Source organism: Luteolibacter rhizosphaerae (assembly GCF_025950095.1).
Lineage (GTDB): Bacteria > Verrucomicrobiota > Verrucomicrobiia > Verrucomicrobiales > Akkermansiaceae > Haloferula > Haloferula rhizosphaerae.
In genome coordinates, this window is the sequence record NZ_JAPDDR010000001.1 from 459078 (window position 1) to 479388 (window position 20311).

15 protein-coding genes are annotated in these 20311 nt (G+C 63.2%); 9 read left to right on the plus strand and 6 right to left on the minus strand.

Annotated elements, in window-relative coordinates; translation table 11 throughout:
- Nucleotides 1-104 precede the first annotated feature (104 nt).
- The 4 genes from OJ996_RS01875 to OJ996_RS01890 all read left to right on the plus strand — a co-directional run bounded on the left by OJ996_RS01875 (nt 105) and on the right by OJ996_RS01890 (nt 10460).
- Complete coding sequence (locus OJ996_RS01875; protein ID WP_264510584.1) at nt 105-2966, plus strand: RICIN domain-containing protein; 2862 nt, start codon at nt 105-107, stop codon at nt 2964-2966.
- A gap of 5 nt (nt 2967-2971) precedes the next feature.
- Nucleotides 2972-5554 carry a putative Ig domain-containing protein gene (locus OJ996_RS01880; RefSeq protein WP_264510585.1) on the plus strand — a complete coding sequence of 861 codons (2583 nt, stop codon included), beginning with the start codon at nt 2972-2974 and terminating at the stop codon, nt 5552-5554.
- A 281-nt stretch (nt 5555-5835) separates the two neighbouring features.
- Complete coding sequence (locus tag OJ996_RS01885; protein ID WP_264510587.1) at nt 5836-8763, plus strand: RICIN domain-containing protein; 2928 nt, start codon at nt 5836-5838, stop codon at nt 8761-8763.
- Nucleotides 8764-8933: 170 nt separating this feature from the next.
- Nucleotides 8934-10460, plus strand: a complete 1527-nt coding sequence (locus OJ996_RS01890; protein ID WP_264510589.1) for a trypsin-like peptidase domain-containing protein — start codon at nt 8934-8936, stop codon at nt 10458-10460.
- A 13-nt stretch (nt 10461-10473) separates the two neighbouring features.
- Here the strand turns inward: OJ996_RS01890 and OJ996_RS01895 are convergent, their stop codons facing one another.
- The 3 genes from OJ996_RS01895 to OJ996_RS01905 form a co-directional block, all read right to left on the minus strand.
- A complete protein-coding gene (locus OJ996_RS01895) occupies nt 10474-11643 on the minus strand; it encodes a helix-turn-helix transcriptional regulator (RefSeq protein WP_264510591.1) in 1170 nt (389 codons plus the stop codon).
- Nucleotides 11644-11771: 128 nt separating this feature from the next.
- Entirely contained in the window at nt 11772-12284 is a 513-nt protein-coding gene (locus OJ996_RS01900) for a hypothetical protein (protein ID WP_264510593.1), read from the minus strand.
- Nucleotides 12285-12297: 13 nt separating this feature from the next.
- Nucleotides 12298-12906 (minus strand): OmpH/Skp family outer membrane protein, encoded by a 609-nt coding sequence (locus OJ996_RS01905; protein ID WP_264510595.1) that lies wholly within the window; start codon nt 12904-12906, stop codon nt 12298-12300.
- Nucleotides 12907-13021: 115 nt separating this feature from the next.
- Between OJ996_RS01905 and OJ996_RS01910 the strand changes: the two genes are divergently transcribed.
- A complete protein-coding gene (locus OJ996_RS01910) occupies nt 13022-14275 on the plus strand; it encodes an NAD(P)/FAD-dependent oxidoreductase (RefSeq protein ID WP_264510597.1) in 1254 nt (417 codons plus the stop codon).
- 18 nt (nt 14276-14293) lie between these two features.
- On the opposite strand, the gene OJ996_RS01915 is transcribed toward OJ996_RS01910, so the two are convergent.
- Complete coding sequence (locus OJ996_RS01915; RefSeq protein WP_264510599.1) at nt 14294-14785, minus strand: hypothetical protein; 492 nt, start codon at nt 14783-14785, stop codon at nt 14294-14296.
- Between the two features lie 14 nt (nt 14786-14799).
- A complete protein-coding gene (locus OJ996_RS01920) occupies nt 14800-15564 on the minus strand; it encodes an AraC family transcriptional regulator (RefSeq protein ID WP_264510600.1) in 765 nt (254 codons plus the stop codon).
- 83 nt (nt 15565-15647) lie between these two features.
- Between OJ996_RS01920 and OJ996_RS01925 the strand changes: the two genes are divergently transcribed.
- Genes OJ996_RS01925 through mnmM form a run of 4 tightly spaced genes read left to right on the plus strand, consistent with a single transcriptional unit; the run spans nt 15648 to nt 19779 of the window.
- A complete protein-coding gene (locus OJ996_RS01925) occupies nt 15648-16604 on the plus strand; it encodes a proline racemase family protein (RefSeq protein ID WP_264510602.1) in 957 nt (318 codons plus the stop codon).
- A 25-nt stretch (nt 16605-16629) separates the two neighbouring features.
- Nucleotides 16630-17535, plus strand: coding sequence for a dihydrodipicolinate synthase family protein (locus OJ996_RS01930; RefSeq protein WP_264510604.1), 906 nt, complete (start codon nt 16630-16632; stop codon nt 17533-17535).
- Nucleotides 17536-17592: 57 nt separating this feature from the next.
- Nucleotides 17593-19173, plus strand: a complete 1581-nt coding sequence (locus OJ996_RS01935; RefSeq protein WP_264510606.1) for an aldehyde dehydrogenase (NADP(+)) — start codon at nt 17593-17595, stop codon at nt 19171-19173.
- A 39-nt stretch (nt 19174-19212) separates the two neighbouring features.
- Nucleotides 19213-19779 (plus strand): tRNA 5-(aminomethyl)-2-thiouridylate-methyltransferase MnmM, encoded by a 567-nt coding sequence (mnmM, locus tag OJ996_RS01940; protein WP_264510608.1) that lies wholly within the window; start codon nt 19213-19215, stop codon nt 19777-19779.
- Between the two features lie 54 nt (nt 19780-19833).
- On the opposite strand, the gene ndk is transcribed toward mnmM, so the two are convergent.
- On the minus strand, nt 19834-20265 hold the full coding sequence (gene ndk / locus OJ996_RS01945; RefSeq protein WP_264510610.1) for a nucleoside-diphosphate kinase: 432 nt from the start codon (nt 20263-20265) through the stop codon (nt 19834-19836).
- Nucleotides 20266-20311: the final 46 nt, after the last annotated feature.

Consider the following 20311-nt stretch of genomic DNA (forward strand, 5'->3'; position numbering starts at 1 on the left):
GTGATCTTAACCCAAGTCCTGTCCTCCCCGATATGACTCGCCGCTTTTTGGTGCGGTATGTCGATATCGTCCTTTTGCGGAGAACCGTGCCTTTGCCCAAACCCATGAAACCCTCCAAGCCTGCCGCTTACGGCATTCTTTGCGCCCTCGGGGTATCGGTCGCCGCGTATCTGCTGTGGCCTGCCAAGCCGCAATCGCTAGCCGGGATCGATGCGGCGGGAGAGAAGCTTTCCTCCCCGCTGAGCGGGCTTCCCTCTGAGGACTCGTCCGGTTCTGGTCCGGTCTTGTCCCAAGGGGAAGCCGCGAAGCATGTGCCGGATCGCGAACTCTTCGGCAGCGCTTGGAACACTTCGCCGCGCGAGACGCTCGCCGCTTTCGCCGCATGGGCGCAGCGTTACCGTGAGGCGAAGCCGGAAGCGCGGTCTGCGCTGCGGGAGGAGGGAATCGCGCTGGCAAAGGTCCGTCGCGAGGTGATGTCGGATCTCATCAGGAAAGATCCGCGGGAGGCGATCGCCAACACGCTGCCGGTGATCGTGCGCCAGCAGCTGCCGCAGGCCGTGCAGGATCTGTTGGAAGAGCGGGTGTCGGATCGCGGCGATATCTATCGCGTGATGGGCATCGCGGGCCCGGGAGAGAAAAAGGTGATCCCGACGGTAGAGCAAGCCCATGTCGGCAGCCGGGTTTTCCAAGCGCATCGTTATGGTGACCGGGCACTGACCCCCTCGCTGAAGGATGTCTCGGTGCACGGGATCACTCTCGATGGGCACCTGGCGATTCTCGACAGTCCGGTGCGGAAGATGGAAGAGGGCGAGACTGCCGCCGAGACGACCGAGGAATGCGTGGTGACCGGAGGCGTGACGGTGGTGCCGGAAGATCCGGCGACCCGGGAGACTCCGCCGGCGGAGGTGACGACGATGCTGGTGGGCAACCATGGTTACGAGCTGTGCTGCCCCTTCTGCGCGGAAGATTTCGAAACGCGGATGGAGCGCTTGGAGCGTCAGCACATGTCCGCGCTACAGGCGGTGGATGCGATTGCTGGCGATGCGGATACGCCGCGATCGCTTTCCTCCAGCGGGGTGAATGGCAGTGCCGACTATCCGGGCAAGCCGCCGAGCTGGCTGACGCAGGGGACGAACACGATGATCGTCATGCGGGTCGATTTCCCGGATCATCCTTACTGCAACTTCAGCGAGCAGTATCTCACCGATCAGGTGAACTCGGTCGGCTGGATGATCAACCGCTTCTCCCACGGGAAATCGCAGCTTGCTGCGCCCACGGTAACGCCGGTGCTGCGGATGCCGAGAAACCGAGGGAGCTACGACAACGGTGCCTACTGGGGCGACATCTTGAACGACGCGCGCAACGCGGCCTTCGCGCTGGGCTACAATCCCGACAGCTTCTCCTGCCGGACGATCGTGCACGATGGATTCGTCAGCGGCGGTGCAGCCGGGTGGGGCGGTGGCGGTGCGATCTGGTGCAACGGCAACGCCTCCGATCGCCTGCTGGTGCATGAATACGGGCACGTCTTCTGGTTGCCTCACGCCAATTCATGGCAGGCGAACGACGGCAACCCGCTTTCCGGCGGACGCTGGCATGTGGAGTATGGGGATGATAGCGACCCGATGGGGAATGCCTGGGGAACCAGCGGCTTCAGCGACTACAATGCCTACTACAAGAATCTGCTCGGCTGGCTGCCCGATAGCGCGGTGGTGCCGGTGACGCACTCGGGCACTTACCGGATCAACCAGTTCGACGGCTGGGGCGATTGGACCAAGCCGGTGGCGCTGAAGATCACGCGGGATAACGACTTGGACCTGTGGGTGATGTTTCGCGGGGACGGAGTTCCGCAGGGCAACTACAATACGGGGGCTTACATCGTGGGCGTGAATGGCGAGCGCTTCGGGGATTCCCATGTGCTGGATTTCAATAGCCAGAACGACGGAACCTGGAACGCACCGCTGGCCCAAGGGCAGACCTGGACGGATGCGGCCTCCGGCATCTCGATCACCACCGCGGGGCGGATGATGACCGACTGGCCACACCACATGTACGTGAAGGTGAACTTCGGTCCGGGCTACGTGCATGGCTACCGGGCGCTGGTGAACGGCGGGATCTACGGTCTGCGGAACAAGAGCTTCAACCAGTATCTCACCTCGCCGAACTTGAACGAAGGTGCCGAGCCCGTGGTGGCGGCCTACAGCGGAGCGACCAACCAGCAGTGGGTCGCCCAGCGCAACAGTGACGGCACTTACAGCCTGAAGCGGAACGGCTCGACCAATCTCTTTCTCGACGTGATGAACAACGGCGGGGGCAACTACACCGAGATCATCCAGTGGACCTGGAACGGTGGGGATGCCCAGCGCTGGGATGTGCTGAACTCCTGGGACGGCTATCTAAAGCTGCGGCACAAGGGCACCAACCAACTGCTCTGTGCGGACACCGCGGGCGGCAACTATGGCGATGTGATCCAGTACGACGATTTCTCCGGCGACGAGCAGAAGTGGGAGCCTACCCTGATCGGCTTGAACAACGGGAACTACCGGCTGGTGCCGCGGCATGCGCAGACCCTGGGGCTGTCTTTACGAGCCCGAAGCAGTGCCTCTGGCACGCAGCTCGAGCAGCAGTTCTGGGCGGCGGGTGAATGGCAGCGCTGGACGATGCTGAACTTGGGAGGCGGGCAATTCCGGATCCATCCCCAAGGCAAACCCGAGGTTACGCTCGGGATCCAAGGCGGCAGCACCGCGGAGGGGGCCAAGGCAGTGCTGGAGCCCTATACGGGTGCGAACTCGCAGAAGTTCACCTTCGTCTCCACGGGCATGGGCTTCGTGCGGCTGACGCCGGTGCACGCGCCGGCGATGTGTCTCGACGTCTCCGGCGGCAGTTCGTCGGCAGGCACGGACATCCAGCAGTGGACCTATCTCGGCGGAAACAACCAACAATGGCGCTTCATCGACTCCGACCTCTGAAACCCATGAAGGCCCTATTCTCCCTTCTTACCACGGCCGTCGTGCTGACGGTGCCGGTGCAGGCCCAGCAAGCTTTGAGCCACGGCCCGAAGCACCGCTATCGCTTCGACAATACCAGCGGTGCCTTGACCGCAGGCACGCAGATCCTTGACTCGATGGGCACCGCTCACGGGGTGATCCGCGGGAGCGGGGCCTCCGGAAACGGCAGCGGGGTGCGCCTGGCGGGCGGCGCCTCGGCAAGCGCGGCCTACATCGATCTCCCGAATGCCTCGATGTCCGGCTCCGCGGAGATGTATCCCGGTCTGGCAGAGGCGAGCTATGAGGTCTGGGTAACGGTGCACAGCAACCGGAACTGGTCGCGCATCCTCGACTTCGGGAACAACTCGATCGACGAGGTGGCGGACGTTGGCGGGAGCTTCAACGGGGCGGACTACCTGACCGTGACCGCAAACGTGGGCACGGCGAACGACATCATGCTGGAGCGCGGAGGGCAATTCCTCACGGGCGGCGGGAATCAGTTCATCACCGGAGCCACCACGGTGGGTACACGGATGCACTTGGTGACGACCTACGACACCACTTCCTCGGCGTGGAAACTTTACAAGAATGGCGTGCAGATCGCCTCGGTGCCGACGCTGCTGGGTCCGAGCACGATCGACGACCTGAACGTTTGGCTGGGACGCTCGAATTGGGCCGCGGATAGCAATGCCGATGCGACCTACGATGAGTTCCGTAGCTACGACTACGCCCTGAGCGCGCAACAGGTGCTGGGGAACTATCAGGCGGGTCCGGAGACGATCACCGCGGGAAACCTGGCACCGGTCTTCACCGCGAATCCCTTCAGCAAGCCGGCGGCGACGCTGGGTGTGGCATACTCGGGCAGCATCGCGGGCGACGCGAGCGATCCGAACGCTGGAGATACCCTCAGCTTCAGCAAGACCGGCGGGCCGGCTTGGCTTACGGTGTCGGGTAGCGGGGCTCTCTCCGGAACGCCGCCGGGCGGAAGTGCGGCTAGCAATGCCTTCACCGTAAGGGTGACGGACCAAGGAGGCTTCTTCGCCGAGGCGACCATGAACATCACGGTCACGACCTCACTGCCATCGGGCTGGACCGCCACGGACATCGGTTCGCCCGGTGTGGCCGGCGGCTCCTCGGAGAGCGCGGGGACATTCACGTTGAGCGGCTCGGGATCCGACATCAGCGGCACGGCCGACGGGATGCACTATGCGTGGCAGACGCTGGCGGGTGATGGGGAGATCCGGGCACGGGTCACTTCCCAGACGAATACCCATGCCCAGGCGAAGGCCGGGGTGATGATCCGCGGCAGCAATATCTCGACCGCGGTGAACGCGCTGATGGCGGTGACGCCGGGCAGCGGCTTCCAATTCCAGCGGCGTACGACGGCATCCGGTAGCACCAACTCCGTGGCAGGGCCGACCCTGAACGCGGTGCCGAACAATTGGGTGAGGCTGACCCGCAGCGGCACGCTGATCACCGGCTACGTCTCCGCGAACGGGACCGCGTGGACCCAGGTGGGGACGGCAACGATCGCGATGCCCGCGAGCGTCTCGATCGGCTTGGCGGTGAGTAGCCACAACAACGCGGTGCTGGGAACGGCTACCTTCGACAATGTCTCCATCACGCCCTATCCGGTGCCATGGCTCACGGCGGATATCGGAAGTCCCGGGTTGCAGGGAAGCGCCGAGTTCTTCGGCGGGGCTCACACGGTGAAGGGAGCGGGCAGCTTCGGCGGACTGTCGGATGGCTTCCGCTACGTCTATCAGACCTTGGGTGCGAACGGATCGATCGTTGCGCGGGTGAGCACGCTGAACAACACCGGAAGCAATGCGCGGGTGGGTGTCATGATGCGCGATACCCTGGACGCGGGCTCGCGGATGGCGGCGCTGACGGTCACCGGCTCCGGTGGATGGCGCTGGCAACGGCGCACTCTCATGGGTGGCACGGTGACGACGACGAACAGCAGCACGGGCACCGCGCCCAACCTGTGGGTACGTCTCGCTCGTAGCGGTAGCACGGTGACGGCCTCCCGCAGCACCGATGGCAGCACCTGGACGACCATCGGTAGCGTGAGCGTGACGATGGGCACGAACTATTACGTGGGTCTGGCGGTCGCCAGCGGATCGACCTCCGTGCTGAATACTTCTGTGATGGATAATGTGGCGGTGGCTCTGACTCCGCCTCCGGTAGGCTCGCAGGCGGATAGCGATGGTGACGGCATGCCGGATGCATGGGAGGCGCTCTACGGCACGACAACCTCGCTGGCTGCCGATGCGGATGCGGATGGCGACGGACAAACGAACCGCGACGAATATGTGGCCGGAACGAACCCCCTCGGCGGCACGGATGTCACGCGTTTGAAGGTGGTGTCGGTATCGCCGGCCATGCTCGAGTTCAACGGCAAGGCTGGACGCTCCTACACGCTGGAACGCATGGTGGGCGGGCTCGGCAGCGAGTGGCAGGAAGTGCAAGCGATCGGGCCGGTGAGCGCCGATGGTGCGGTGCAGATCACGGATCCGGCTGCGCCAACGAGCAGGGGCATCTATCGCCTGCAGATCATGCACCCTTAGCGGAACTTGATCCACGGTAGATTATAATAGGCATCGCTTCATATGGAAGCTCCGGTATAGCTATGCAATTTGCATGAAGTTGCATATATACATGTAAATTACTGTTAGTGACATGCCGATAGTTGGGAATTTCCTGAAAAGTTTGCAGGAGTCGCTGTTAGGGGTAGCCATAATCGTGAATTTTCGTTTGGGATGGTAGATCCCCATAAGGGGATAAAACCCTAATGAGAATACCCGAAAACAAATCGAGAACCCAAAGTCCGCCTCCTCCCCGGCGGTTTGTGATCGCCTCCGCCACGCTTCTAGGAGTGTGCGGTATCGCGCTGCTCTGGAATCAGTTTCCGGCAGCGGACTCGGCAAACGCTGCGGAGAAGCATCGGCAAGATGCTTCAAGCGAGCGACATGCGTCAGGACAAGATGCGGAATCCCGGCGTCTGGAGAAGCTGGCGCAACTCGGCGAGAAAGCCGTGTCGACCATGGATGGCGCCGCCGGAGGGCCGCCTGTCGCCGCGATCGTGCCCGAGAGGGAGTTGATCGGCTCCGGTTGGAAGTCCGATCCGGAGCCTGCAGTGGCGAACTTCGCGGAGTGGGCGAATCGTTACTTGGCGGCACCCGCGAGCGAGCGTGAAAAGATGGAGGAGCAAGGAGCCGAGCTCGCTTCCGAGCGACGGAATTTCCTAAAAGTGCAGATCTGCGATGATCCGAGGCGGGCGCTTGCAGATGCGGTTCCGCTTGCGGTGCGGCAGCAGTTGCCGGAAGCCGTGGAGGATTTGTTAGAAGACCGCGTCAACGGCTATGGCGATCTCTACTCGCTGCATACCACACCTCTGCCGGATGGAGAAGGGGCTCCCACCTTCGACTATGCGCGAATCGACGGGCAGAGCTACGAAGCCTTCCGTTATGGTGGCCGCACCGCGACGCCTTATGTGAACGGGGCCTCGCTGCATGGCGTGTCGATCGATGGGAAGCTGGCGGTGCTGGATAGCCCGGTGCGCACCTTGGAGCCGGGGGAGAGCTTGGAGCGGGGTAGCGTGAACGAGTATTGCCCGGTGTCCGAGGAGACGGTGGCGACTCCCGTCGCGGGGGTCGTGGCGGAAGACAACAAGACGGTCTTCCAGGTCGGAACCGATCTCTACGGGACTTGCGAGCCGGCCCACGTGACCAATGTGGAATCCGCGATCCTTGCCGGAGAGAAGGGCGCGGAGAATACCCAGCGGACTCTGACGAACCACGATCTGCAGGCGCTCTATAAGAGGAGTGCCGCAGGTAGCGCGGTGATGGGTCTTGGTGACAGCAGCGTCTCGGGATCGACCGGCTACATCGGCAAGCCGCCAACGAGCCTCACGCACGGCGGGAAGAACATCCTGATCATGCGAGTGCAGCCGACAGATAAGCCTTTCCCGGCTTGGGCGACTCCGGCAACCTTCACGGATACGGTCACCCGCTCGGATGGATGGGATGTGCGGATGCGCCGCATCTCCTACCAGAAGGGCTGGATCAACCGCGCCGACGTGACGCCGGTGATGAACCTGCCTCAGAACTCCGCCTACTATACCGGCAACGGCTACGACTGGGGACGCTGGGCGGATGATTCGAAAGCGGCTGCCGCGGCCAACGGGTACAACCTGGCCGACTACTCCTGCTTCGTTATCGCGCACGAGGGCTACGGCCAGTTCGGTGCGGCGGGCTGGGGTGGCGGTGGCAACATCTGGTGCAACGGCAACTTCGACGTGCGGCTCTTCGTCCACGAATACGGTCACGTCTTCTGGCTGCCGCACGCGAACTCCTGGTACAGCACCGACGGCAACCCCATCTCGCCGGCCCGTCAGCACCGCGAGTATGGCGATGCCAACGATCCCATGGGCAATGCCTGGGGAGCGAACCAGTATAATAGCTTCAATGCCTACTTTAAGAACTTCTGCGGCTGGCTTCCGGACTCCGCGGTGCAGACGATCACTCGCAGCGGCACTTACCGCGTCTATCAGGATGACGGGAACACGGCGCTGAACCGCACCCTCGCCCTGAAGCTGGGCCGGGATTACGAGTTCAACTACTGGATCTCGGTCCGGGGTGATGCGATCGCGCAGCCGAACTTCAACAACGGCGCGGCGGTGATGGCGGTATCCTCATGGCGGGCCTCGGACAGCAAGGTGCTCGACATGAATAATCCGGGTGATGACAACCGGGACAATGCACCGCTGGCGGTGAACCAAACCTGGTATGACGCTGCCGCCGATCTGACGATCAAGACGGTGGCCGTGGGCGGATCGAATCCGAACCGCTATGCCGACGTGCAGATCACCTTCGGCCCGCGCAACCAGGGCGGCTATCGCCCGCTGGTGAGCGGCGGGGTGTATCGCTTCAAGAACCGCCACAACGGCAAGTACCTCGATGTCCCCGGCAATAGTTCGGCGGACAACGTGTCGGTCCAAGCGGCGAATGCCTCCGGCACCGCGTCGCAGAACTGGGTGGCGTGGCGCAATGGCGATGGCAGCTACAGCTTCAACCACCAAGGCACGAACAAGTGGCTGGATGTGGTGAACAATGGCGGCGGCGATGGCGTGGACATCGTCCAATACACCGGCAACGGCAGCGATGCCCAGAAATGGTGGGTGGCGCAGAATTCCGCCGCGCACCTGTTCCTCGTTCACAAGGGGACGGAAGCTAAGGTGTTGGATATGGATCCGAACGGAGTGAACAACATCAACCAGTGGGGCCATAACGACGGCAACTGGCAGCAGTGGTATCCCGAACTGGTGGCGATCACCCCGGGGACCTACCGGCTCCTGCCGAAGCACGCACACTACGAGTGTCTGGACATCGCAGGGGTTTCGACCTCCGACGGTGCGCAGGCTCACCTGTGGGAGTATGTGGGCGGAGCGAACCAGAAGTGGGAGGTCAGCAACCCGGTGGGGAGCTGGCTGCGCCTCACGCCTACCCACGCGGTCTCGAAGGCGCTCGACGTGAATGCGGCGAGCAGCGCGAACGGCACCAAGATCCAGCAATGGGCGTGGTACAACAACAACGCGCAGCACTGGGGCATCAGCCGCACCGATGGCAACTGGCTGCGCTTCACGCCGGAGTGCGCCAGCGGCAGTTGCATGGAGGTCACGGGTGACGACAACCAGTTTGGCAACGGCAGCATTGTGCAGCTCTGGCAGTTCACCGGGGCTCAGGATCAGCAGTGGCGCTTTGCCGATGCGGATTGAAATGGTTCGGCTAGATCGTCGGCCCCGGGGTGCGAGCGCCCCGGGGCCTTTGAATTTTGCGGAGGGAGCAGCAACGGAGATAGGCAAAAAGCCTTGGCGGGATATCCCCCTTTCCGGATAATGCGGGTCGGGATAGCGCCCCGATGTCCCTCTTTTAACCGCTCCTTCCCATGCAGCTTCAGTTCAATTGCCCGCATTGCGGGGTCGCGATGCAGGCATCCATCCAAGGTGCCGGTGCGAATGTCGAGTGCCCGAGCTGCGGCCAGCAGTTCAAGGTGGAATCGGAGACGCCGGTGGTGAAGGCGCAGGCAGTTCCGGTTTCTCAGGGGCGGCCGGTACAGCGGCAGGTTCCGCAGGGCCGTGCCGCCCAGCCAGCCCCGGTCAGGAAGAAGGCGGGGGCGAGTGAGAGCCAGAAGCTGTTTGCCGGGTTGGGGGTCGCGGCCGTTTTACTGGTTGGGGTTGTTGTCTGGATTCAGGTGGAAGGTCGCAAGCGGGTTGAGCCGCCGCCACCGCGCGTCGCCGAGGAGGTCAGCGCCCTCTCGAAGTCCGTGCCTGCTCCGAAACCGGTGGAGCCGGAGGAGACCGATCCGGCGAAGGTCCGGATGAACGAGGAGCTTGAGAAGATCAAGGAGGCCTTGGTCGCCAGCGAAAAGCGGGAGAAACAGCGCATCGAGGAAGCGGCCAACCGTTCCGGTGCCGCCCGCGACGCGGTGCTTTCCGAAAGGCAGGCGGAGCATGAAGCGCTGCGCGATCACCTCGCCGAGAATGTCTTCGGCGGGGACACGGCAGTGGCAGAGGAATTCCTGAGCGTGCAGAACGACGTGATGTGGGGTGCGTCGAACCGGATGAACGACGGCGATTCGAGCAACGACTTCAAGAACCGCGAAGACTTCGAGGCCTTCGTGATGGAGCGGCTTTTGGTCTGGTTCGAGAAAAAGCCCTTGTTGAGCGAGTGGTTGAAGACAAGTCAGCGGGATCCTCGCAAGGTGATCCAAGAGATTCTCCAGACGCGGCCTCAGAAGTCTTCCAAGCCGGAGAAGAGCTTCGATTTCTCCAAATATGCCTCGGTGGGATCCGGCTTTTGGATTTCCTCGGATGGCTGGCTCGTGAGCAATGATCACGTCGTCTCCGATTCCAAGACAGTCGAGCTGCGCTTGCGGGATGGCACCGTGGTTCCGGCCCAGGTGGTGAAGACCGACGAGGAGAGCGACCTCGCCTTGATCAAGGCGGACCACGCGCCGAAATCCTGGTTGGCGGTGTCGAAGGGCGAGAAGGATCTGCAACTGGGCCGGACCGTTTTCACCGTGGGCTATCCGAATCCAATGATCCAAGGCGTGGAGGCCAAGTTCACGGACGGTCGGGTCAGCGCGGCATCCGGCTTCGAGGACAGCAAGGATAGCTACCAGATCACGGTGCCGATCCAGCAGGGCAACTCCGGCGGGGCGCTGGTGGATTTCGAGACCGGCTGGGTGGTGGGCGTGATCAACGCCAAACTGCTGAACCGGGCCGGAGCCTCTGCGGACAACGTGAGCTATGCCATCAAGGGCAAGCTTCTGAGCGGCCTGATCGAGTCCGTGTCCGAGGCCAAGACTGCAGTCGCCAAGGTGCCGGCCAAGCCCATCACCAAAGGCAGCGAAAGCGAGGTCATCAGCCGCGCGACCGAAGCCTCCGTGCTGATCCTGCGACCGAAGAAGTAGATGGGGACGAGCTTCAGCTCTCCATGGTCGCGGCGGTGATCACTGCCAAGGCGTGGTCGTCCGGCGTGCGGAAGTAGCGTTCACGGCCGGAGCCGGGCGAGCGGACGATCCAGCAGGAGCCGCCGTTGTCGCGGTTGACGAAGACCATTCCACCGCGCTCAAGGACGTCGATGCGGGCACGCTTGCCTTGGGGCGTGACCCAGAAGAGTTCGACGATCTCGTGAAGGGCATTTGCGACCACGACAGTGTGGGGCTCGCCTTCGTGATCCTCGTCCGGACTTGCGGCGACCGCACCGACCGCCAGCCACTCGACGGGAGAACGCTCGGAAACCTGGCAGAGTTGGGCGAGCTCGGCATCGCTGAGCGCGGCTTGGTTCCATGCCTTGCGGAACTGGAGCGGGGTCCAGCCGAAAGCCTTGTTGAAGGAGCGGATGAACTGCTCGCGGCTGTTGAAGCCGGAGGCGCGTGCCACATCCATCACCGACTGGCCGCTGCGCATGAGCAGGGCGCGGGCGAGGGTGAGCCGATGCATCGTAAGATGCTCGGCAAAGCCAGCCCCGGTGGTCTCCTTGAGAATGCGAATGAGCTGGCGCGGGCTCTTGCCGAAGCGCTTGGCGGCGTCACCGAGCTTGACCGACTTCTCCAGATTAGGCCGCAGCCATTCGTGGAGTTGGGTGACCAGCTGGTCCTTGCGCGGGGAGCGCTTGGTGCCACGGTCCGGGCCGGCCGCTGCTGCTGCTGCTTCCCGGGTGAGAGCGGCCAAGCGCATGGCAGCGGCCACGATCACCAAGTCGCGCGACCAGCGTTCTCCCGACTGGCCTTGGAAGGCGGACTGGGCCTCCCCCGTGAGCTCGCCGATCTGCTGGTAAATCACCGGGTCCACCGCGCCCACCACCATCGGCTCGCGACCGGGCAGCTTCAGGCGGATGGTGCCCAGACCGGGCTCGATCGCCAGCAGGTGCCCCGGGCCATTCGGGATGCGGCCCTCCTGATCGGGCCAGAAGGAAATCTTCACCGGGCCGAGCCCGTTTTCCCATCGGTAGACGAAGGCCGGGCCGTTCAGGGTGATCGCGCCGTTGGCGGCGGGCTCCACCGGAACTGCCTTCCACGCCTGAAGCTCCGCCCACTGGGGGCCGGCGGCATCTAGGACGGTCAGGATATCGTGATCGGCACTATTGGACATGTTTTGACTCCGCAGTTGGGGGCTGGCGATGGAATGACCCTATGAAAGTCAACAATTCCCCCACCCGATGGCAACCGCCACGCGAGACATTTTCGCATCTTTCCTCCTACAGCCGCTACTTTGGTCGATCAGGAATCGGCGTCGGAAGCGCCATTTCCGGACGTCGTGCCGGTCGCTCCCATCCCGATTCCGGGGATCACCCGTCGAACGAGTTTCTTCAATCCGCTCTCGCCCGCCTCTACTTCGGACTCGGCTTGGCGCATCGCCTTCTCCCATGCCGGAGCGAATCCGGGGGCCTGCTCGCGCATGAGGCGGACGGCGCTTTCGGTGACTTGGGCATGGCGGAGTTCCGCCTTGCCCGGCTTGGCTTGGAGCCCGGCGAGGCTGACGCGCAGGTTCTCGTTTTGTCGCTTCAACTCCTCAAGTTCCTTTTGCAGCGAATCATTGCCTTGGGCATTGATCTTCAGCTGGGTATTCAGGTGGCCCTGAAGCTCGCGGAGCTCGTTTTCCAGCTTGCGGATGTCCTTGCCGAGGCGGCGGCGTGCGGAGAAGCCGGACTTCCATGCCACCGCGGCGGCGGCGAGGCCGAGCGAGAGGCCGCCGATGAAATACCAGGTATTGGGGTTCTGCCAGATGTCCATGTTGTGAAAGGGTTCAGCGTTGTTTCGGCTTGATGACCGGGCTTGCCGGAGCCGGGCCGGGTGCAGGAGGCGGCTGGAGCGCGGTGAGCACCCGTTCGGTGAGATCGTTCGGCGTCTTGGCGTAAAGCATGAGCGGGACACCGGTATTCGAGATTCCGGAACTGTCGAATACCCAATCGTAGCCCTCTTCCTTCGCGATTTTTTCCGCCGTGCCGTGAATCAGGGTCAGGCGCTGGCGGATGCTGGCCACCAGTTCGGCATTCAGCGCCTGCTGTTTCTCCGAAGTGAAGTTCTGGAACTCCTCTTGGAGGGAACGGGCTTCCTGCTGCTTCACCGTATACTCGCGGAGGAGCTTCTTGCGCGTTTCCTCGTCGAGGCCCGCGTTGTCAGCCAACTTGCCACGCCGAATTTCGAGGTCGGCCAGCACCTCGTCGAGGGCGATCTTGCGACCGTCTTTTGCTAGCGCCTCACGCTTCGCCTTGAATTCCTCGTTCGCCTTCGCGGTGCTATCGAGCTTGCGCAGGATGTCATCCACCTTGACGGTGGCGACCCGCGGCGGAGCGGCCATGGCGACCGTGCAAGCGGCCGAGGCGGTCAGGATGGCAAGCAGGCGTCTCTTCATCTCCCGGACCGATCATGCATGGGCTTCCCGGCGGTGTCCAGCGCCCGGGAGAATGCCGTGTTTTCCAAGGATTTCCTGAAGACTCCGGCAAGACCGCGGCGCTAGCATGCCGGATGTGAACCCTCGCAAGAACCGGGTGGTCATCCTAGGCGGCGGGGTGATCGGATTGTGCTCCGCCTACTACGCGCTCCAGCGCGGATTCCAAGTCACGGTGATCGAGCGCGAGGCTGCGGGCGGGGACAATTGCTCGATGGGCAATGCGGGCATGATCGTGCCGAGCCACTTCATCCCGCTGGCGGCGCCGGGGATGATCTCGAAGGGTCTGCGCTGGATGATCAACCCGGAGAGCCCTTTCTATGTCCGCCCGCGGGTGGACCTCGCTTTGGCGAGATGGGGCTGGCTGTTCTACCGGCATTCCACGGCCCGGCATGTGGAGCAGACCAAGGAGCTGCTGCGCGACCTGAATCTCGAAAGCCGCCGCCTCTTTGCCGAACTCTCGGCGGAGGAGGACTTCGGCCTGCAAAAGCGCGGCATGCTGATGCTGTGCAAGACGGCGAAGGGGCTCGACGAGGAAGCGGAAGTCGGAGCCGCTGCGCGCGAGATCGGTCTGGAAGCGGAGGTGCTTGATGCCGCCGCGGCCGCGAAGCTCGATCCAGGAATCACCATGGACATCGCGGGTGCGGTCTACTTCCCGCAGGATTGCCATCTCGACCCGGCGCGCTTCATGGCCTCGCTGCGCAAGCGGGTGATCGCGCTCGGAGGGCAAATCCAGAGTGGCGTGGAGATCGGCAACTTCGAGCTCAAGGGTGGCAGCGTCACTGCGATCACGGGGAAGGGGCATCGCTTTGAAGGCGATGAGTTCGTGCTCGCGGGTGGTTCCTGGACGCCGGAGCTGATGAAGAAGCTCGGGATTCACCTGCCGCTCCAAGCGGGGAAGGGCTATTCGCTAACTCTCCCGAATCCGCCGGAACTGCCGCAGGTGTGCTCGATCTTCGTCGAGGCTAAGGTGGCGATCACGCCGATGGACGGGAAGCTGCGCTTTGCCGGGACCATGGAAGTCGGCGGCTTGGACCTCTCGATCAACCCGGCACGGGTGAGGGGCATCGTGAAGTCGGTGCACTCGTATTTCCCCAAGTTCAGCGAAGCCGACTTTGAAGGGGTGAAGCCATGGGCAGGGCTGCGGCCGGTCTCTCCGGACGGGATTCCCTATCTCGGTCGACCGGACGGCATCCCGAATCTGGTCGTCGCCAGCGGGCACGCGATGATGGGTCTGAGCCTAGGGCCGGTCAGTGGCCGGCTGGTGGCAGATCTGTTAGACGATGCGGAGCCTTTCCGTCCGATCGAGCAGATGGCGGTGGGGAGATTCTAAGCTCCGGAGAGATGGAGGCTACTTCCGCCGCAGCTTCGGATTCGACTCAAGCTCCTTGGCGAAGAGCTCGGCGAAGGTGTCGCCAACGCGCTCGAATCCCCAGTGTCCATCGCCCTCGATCTTTAACCGCCCGTTCGCAAGGCCGGTGGTCTCGTTGTCGCTAAAGAAAAGCGTTCGCAGCTCGCCTTCCACTGTGGAGCGGAAGTTATCGAAGAGTTTCGGAGATTCCTCTACGAAGTAGGTGAACTCCACGCGCGTGCCGAGCGGGATCTTGCCCGTGTGGACATGGGTGACGATTCCCCGACGGATCAAGCGGCCCTTCCATGAGGCGGCATCCGGCTTGACCCACTCCTGCTCGTAGATGCTGATGTCGACGATGTTCGCGGCCTCTTCGATGCGGGCCTGAAGCGTCTCCAGCATGCTCTCGATCGCGAGTTGCCCGCGTTCGGGATCCGCCATCGCTGTTAACGTGGTGGAGAAAAGAAGCAGGAGGCCGAGGACGGGTTTCATGCTGTAGGGATACGTCAATTGCCCTGCATCTTCTTCCGATACGCCAGCGGGCTGATGCCCACCGCTTGCTTGAACTGTCGCGAGAAGGCCGACTGATCCGAGTAGCCGCAGCTCAAGGCGATCTGGGCGATCACCTCCTGCGTTTGGGCGAGGCGGTCGCAGGCGGCATCGATTCGGACCTTCACGAGATACTGTCCCGCGGTGACATGGAAGAGGGAGCGGATGCGCTGGTCAAATTGGTAGACAGAGAGCCCGGCCATCTCGGCGAGCTGAGGCAGGCGCAAGGGTTCCTCGAAATGCTTGTGGATGTGGTCGATGGCCTTCGACATTGCCTCGAAATCTTCCTGGCGATCATGCGGGCCGTGGAGGTCGCGTGAGATGCCACAGACGCCGACCACGCTGCCGTCCTTTGCTCTAACAGGTTCCTTGAAGGTGAGGCACCAGCCGCGGCGGCCGCCCGCGTAGAGGTGGAGCTCCAAGTGATCGCGGATGCCCTGTCCGGTCTTCAGGATCTCCTTGTCCTGCGAGGCAAAGCCCTCGCCCAAGGGGGGCGGGAAAAGCTGCTCGGCAGTGAGGCCGATGGCCGATTCCTTGTCGGGCAGGCCACAGCGCTCGGCGAGTGTTCCATTCACCGCCATGTAGCGGCCGTGGGCGTCCTTCACGAAGAAGACGATATCCGGGACGGCGTCGAAGAGACTATCCACCGGAGGCATCCCATCGAGGGATTCGAAGAAGCTTTTGCGGAGTCGGGCAGCCGGGGTCATTTTGTCTCCACGCATCTTAGCCCGGGAGGCTATACGGATTACCGGGCGGCTGCTAGTGCATTCGCCAAGACCCTGAAGCTAATCTGCTTCCGTAAACCATGAGTTCATCGCGACTGCGCGTCATAGATTCCCACACCGAAGGCGAGCCGACCCGCGTCGTCATCGAAGGTGGACCCTCCCTCGGCACCGGCACGGTGGCGGAGATGGCCCGGCGGCTGCGCGAGGAACACGACTGGCTGCGCAGTGCCGTGTGCAATGAACCCCGCGGTCACGAAGCGATGGTCGGCGCGCTCCTGGTGGAGCCGCACGAACCCGGTTGCTGCTGCGGCGTGATCTTCTTCAACAACGTCTCCACGCTGAACATGTGCATTCACGGCACGATCGGTCTGGCCGTGACGCTGGCGCACCTCGGCCGGATTGGCCCGGGCGAACATCGCATCGACACGCCGGTGGGCGTGGTCGTAGCGCACCTGCACACGGATGGCTCGGTGACAGTGGCGAACGTGCCAAGCTACCGGCTGGCCACGGAGGTGCCGGTGGAGGTTCCCGGCTGGGGCACCGTGCGGGGTGATATCTCGTGGGGCGGGAATTGGTTCTTCCTGATCGAAGGTCAGGGTCCTGCGGTGGAGTTCGCGAACCTGGAAGCGCTCACCGCTTTCACCTGGTCCGTGCGGCAGTCGCTCGAAGCGCAGGGGATCACCGGTGCGAACGGGATGGAGATCGATCATATCGAAAGCTTTGGTCCGCCGTCCGATCCCAAACTGGCGGATAGCCGGAACTTCGTGCTCTGCCCGGGCAAGGCCTATGATCGCTCGCCCTGCGGCACCGGCACCAGTGCGAAGCTCGCCAGCCTGCACGCGGCGGGAAAACTGAAGCCGGGGGAGATCTGGCGGCAGGCCAGCATTCTCGATACCGTCTTCGAAGGCAGCGTGGAGGAGCTGCCGGATGGCAAGGTGCTGCCGCGCGTGAAGGGCTGCGCCTGGGTGAACGGCGAGTCCGTGTACTTCTTCGATCCCTCCGATCCTTTCCGCCACGGCATTCCCGCCAATATCTGATTCCCACCCGTAAACGACCGATAACATGAGCATCGAATGGAAGGGCGTGATGCCCGCGACCCTGACGCAATTCAACTCCGACCTTAGCATCGACCACGGCGTGATGGCCGAGCATGGCAAGTGGCTGGTCGAGAACGGCTGCACCGCCATCGTGGCGCACGGCTCGCTCGGCGAGGGTGCCACGCTGTCCTACGCGGAAAAGGTGGGGCTGCAAAAGATGTATGTGGAGGCGCTGCCGGACACGCCGATCATCCCCGGGATCGCCTCGCTCTCCACCAAGGAAGCGGTCGATCTCGCCAAAGCGGCGAAGGACAACGGCTGCCGCGGCCTGATGGTGCTGCCGCCCTACCTCTATGCTTCCGATTGGCGCGAGATGAAGGCGCACATGTCCGCGGTGATCTCCGCTACGGACTTGCCCTGCATCATTTACAACAACCCGGTGGCGTACAAGACGGACTTCACGCCGAAGCACATCAAGGAGCTGGCCGACGAGCACGCGAACGTGGAATCCGTGAAGGAATCTTCCACCGACGCGCGTCGCATCGCCGGTATCCGCGAGCTCTGTGGCGATCGTCTCGCGCTGGGCGTGGGGGTGGATGACTGTGCGCTCGAGGGCGCGGCGATGGGAGCGAAGTTCTGGATTACCGGAGTCGGCGGCGCTTTTCCGAAGCACAACGTGAAGCTCTGGGAGCTCGGCACCAGCGGCAAGGTGGAGGAAGCGATGCCGATCTACACCTGGATGCTTGAGATGCTGCGGATGGACACAGTGGTGAAGTTCGTGCAACTCATCAAGCTACAGCAGAACCTCGCAACCGCTGGCAAGCTGGGTAACAATCTCGTCCGCCCGCCGCGCCTCCAACTGGAGGGCAAGGAACTTGCTGACGCCACAGCCATCATCGAAAAGGCCATCGCCACCGCACCGGTGGTTTGAAACTCCAATCACATAAGAGGCGTTGCTTCGTCCGCCTTTCTGTCTTCTGTCTCCGTCATGAAATCGCAACTCTCCGGGACCTCAGTGATCGGCTACGCCCGCGGCGCGGGTGAAACACCCGCCGGCCAAGCGGTGCATGCCGCCAGCGGTGCCAAGCTGGAGCCCGTTTATACAGCGGCGACTCCGGAAGAAACGAATCTGGCGGTGGAATTGGCAGAGGCCGCCTTTCCAATTTACTCAGCTTTGTCCGGCAGGGAGCGTGGCGCTTTCCTGCGTGCCATCGCCGCGGAGATCGAGGGCGTGGCGGACGATCTTGCCGAGCGTGGTGTTTTGGAAACGGGGCTGCCCGATGGACGACTGCGTGGGGAGACTGCCCGCACTACCGGACAGCTTCGTCTCTTTGCCGCACTGATCGAAGAAGGTTCGTGGGTCGATGCCCGGATCGAACGTGCGCAGCCGGATCGTGCGCCGTTGCCGAAGCCGGATATCCGTTCGATGTTGCGTCCGCTGGGTCCCGTGGCGGTATTCTGCGCCAGCAATTTCCCGCTCGCGTTCTCCGTGGCGGGTGGTGACACCGCGGCAGCCCTCGCTGCGGGTTGTCCGGTGGTCGTGATCGCGCATCATGCTCATCCCGGGACGGCGGAGATCGTGGGTCAGGCGGTGCTGCGTGCAGCGCTGGCGACGGGGATGCCGGAAGGTGTTTTCTCGCTCCTTTATGGCGGCGGCAGGTCGGTCGGCGTGCCAGTAGTCCAGCACCCGGCGATCCAAGCCGTGAGTTTCACAGGTTCCCGTGCCGGTGGCACCGCGCTGATGGAGGTAGCGGCGAATCGTCCGCAGCCGATTCCGGTGTATGCGGAGATGAGCTCGGTGAATCCGGTGGTGCTTCTCCCGGGGGCTTTGGACCGCGGTGAAGCGGCATTGGCGGAGGCATTCTTCAATTCTCTAACGCTCGGTGTCGGGCAGTTCTGCACGAATCCGGGGCTGGTCTTCCTGCCGGAAGGCAAGGGGCTGGTTTTCCTCGACAGGCTCAAGCAACTGGTGGGCACCTCGATGCCCGGGACCATGCTGACCGAGGGCATTGGCAAGACTTACGTGGAGTCCGTCGAGGCCTTTGCAGGGACAGCAGGAGTAGAGACTCTCTCTCGCTGCGCTGCCCCGGAAGTCGGCAAGGGCCCGGGAGCGCCGGCGGTATTCACGGTGTCCGTGAGACGCTTCTTGGAAGAGGATCTGCTGCAGGGCGAGATGTTCGGGCCCGCGGCGCTCATCGTTCAGGGAAGCTTGGCCGAGATCGAAGCGACGATTCCGGAACTGGAGGGCCAGCTCACGGCAACCATTCACGGCACCGATGAGGAACTGGGCCACCATGCGCCTCTCGTCGCCGCGCTGGCGCGGAAAGCAGGGCGCGTGATTTTCAATGGTTTCCCGACCGGTGTGGAGGTCTGTCACTCGATGGTCCACGGCGGGCCCTTCCCGTCTACCTCCGATGGACGTAGTACATCCGTCGGTAGCATGTCGATTCAGCGCTTCGTTCGAGCGGTGGCCTATCAGGCATTCCCGCAGGCTGCCTTGGCGCCGGAGTTGCAGGATGAGAATCCGCTGGGGATCTGGCGGATGGTGAATGGGGAGCGTGTGAGGTAGTGGCGCCCCTTCCACTTGATGCTTCACGGAGCCCGGGGGATGAGCGACAAGCGCGGCATGCCCGCAAGCGAACGTCCCACCGTCCGTGCCCACCGCGAACTCGCTTCGGTTTTGCGCCCGGGTGATCTGGCGGTGGACGCTACTGCGGGCAATGGTCACGACACGGTCTTCCTGGCGGAGCGGGTGGGGGAGCGTGGACGGGTGATCGCCTTCGATATCCAAGCCGCGGCGATCGAGTCTTCGCGTGTGCGTGTGGTCGCGCAGGGTTTGGAGGGCCGGGTGAGCTTCATCCATGGCTCGCATGGCACCCTGCTGGATCATGTCGCCGCCGGTTCGGTGGCGGCTGTGGTTTTCAATCTTGGCTATCTTCCCGGTGGTGATCATTCCTTGATCACTCAGGAGAGCGAGACCCTCCTCGCTTTGGATCGGGCTTGGGAATCGTTGAAAGCGGGTGGGCTTCTCGCGATCGTGTGCTATCCCGGACATCCGGGAGGGGATCGCGAGAGCGAGGCAGTGGTAAGATGGAGTTCAGGTTTCGGCGGCGAGGTCATCCGCCGCGAAGACACCCTGCGGCCTGCGCCCTTTCTGGTGCTCCTGCGCAAATAGAAAGGCCCGGCGCTTCACAGGGAAGGCCGGGCCGGAAAAGAGTCAGGAGCTCGATCAGAACACCTCGCCGTCCTTGAAGAAGCGCTTGATTTCGGCTGCTGCTGCTTCGGTGCTGTCGGAAGCGTGGCAGACATTGCGCATCTTGGCATCGCCCTCCTTGTCGCCGAAGTCACCGCGGATGGTTCCCGGAGCGGCAGCCTTCGAGTCCGTGGGGCCGAGCAGGTCACGCACGCGGGAGATCACGTCTTCGCCTTCCAGGGCGAGGGCGATCACCGGGGTTTCCTGCATGAAATCACGCACGGAGGGGAAGAAGGGCTTGTCCGCGATGTGCGAGTAGTGGTCGGCCAGCAGCTCGTCGGTCAGGAAGAGCTTCTTGATGCCGTTGATCTTGAAGCCTTCGTTCTCGAACCGGGAAAGAACGGTGCCGACGAGGCGCTTGGCCACGGCGTCGGGCTTGAAAAGGATGAGAGTGGTCTCCAGGGCCATGCGCGGGAGGTAGGCGGGCCGGGCCGGGCTGGCAAGCCCTTTCGGA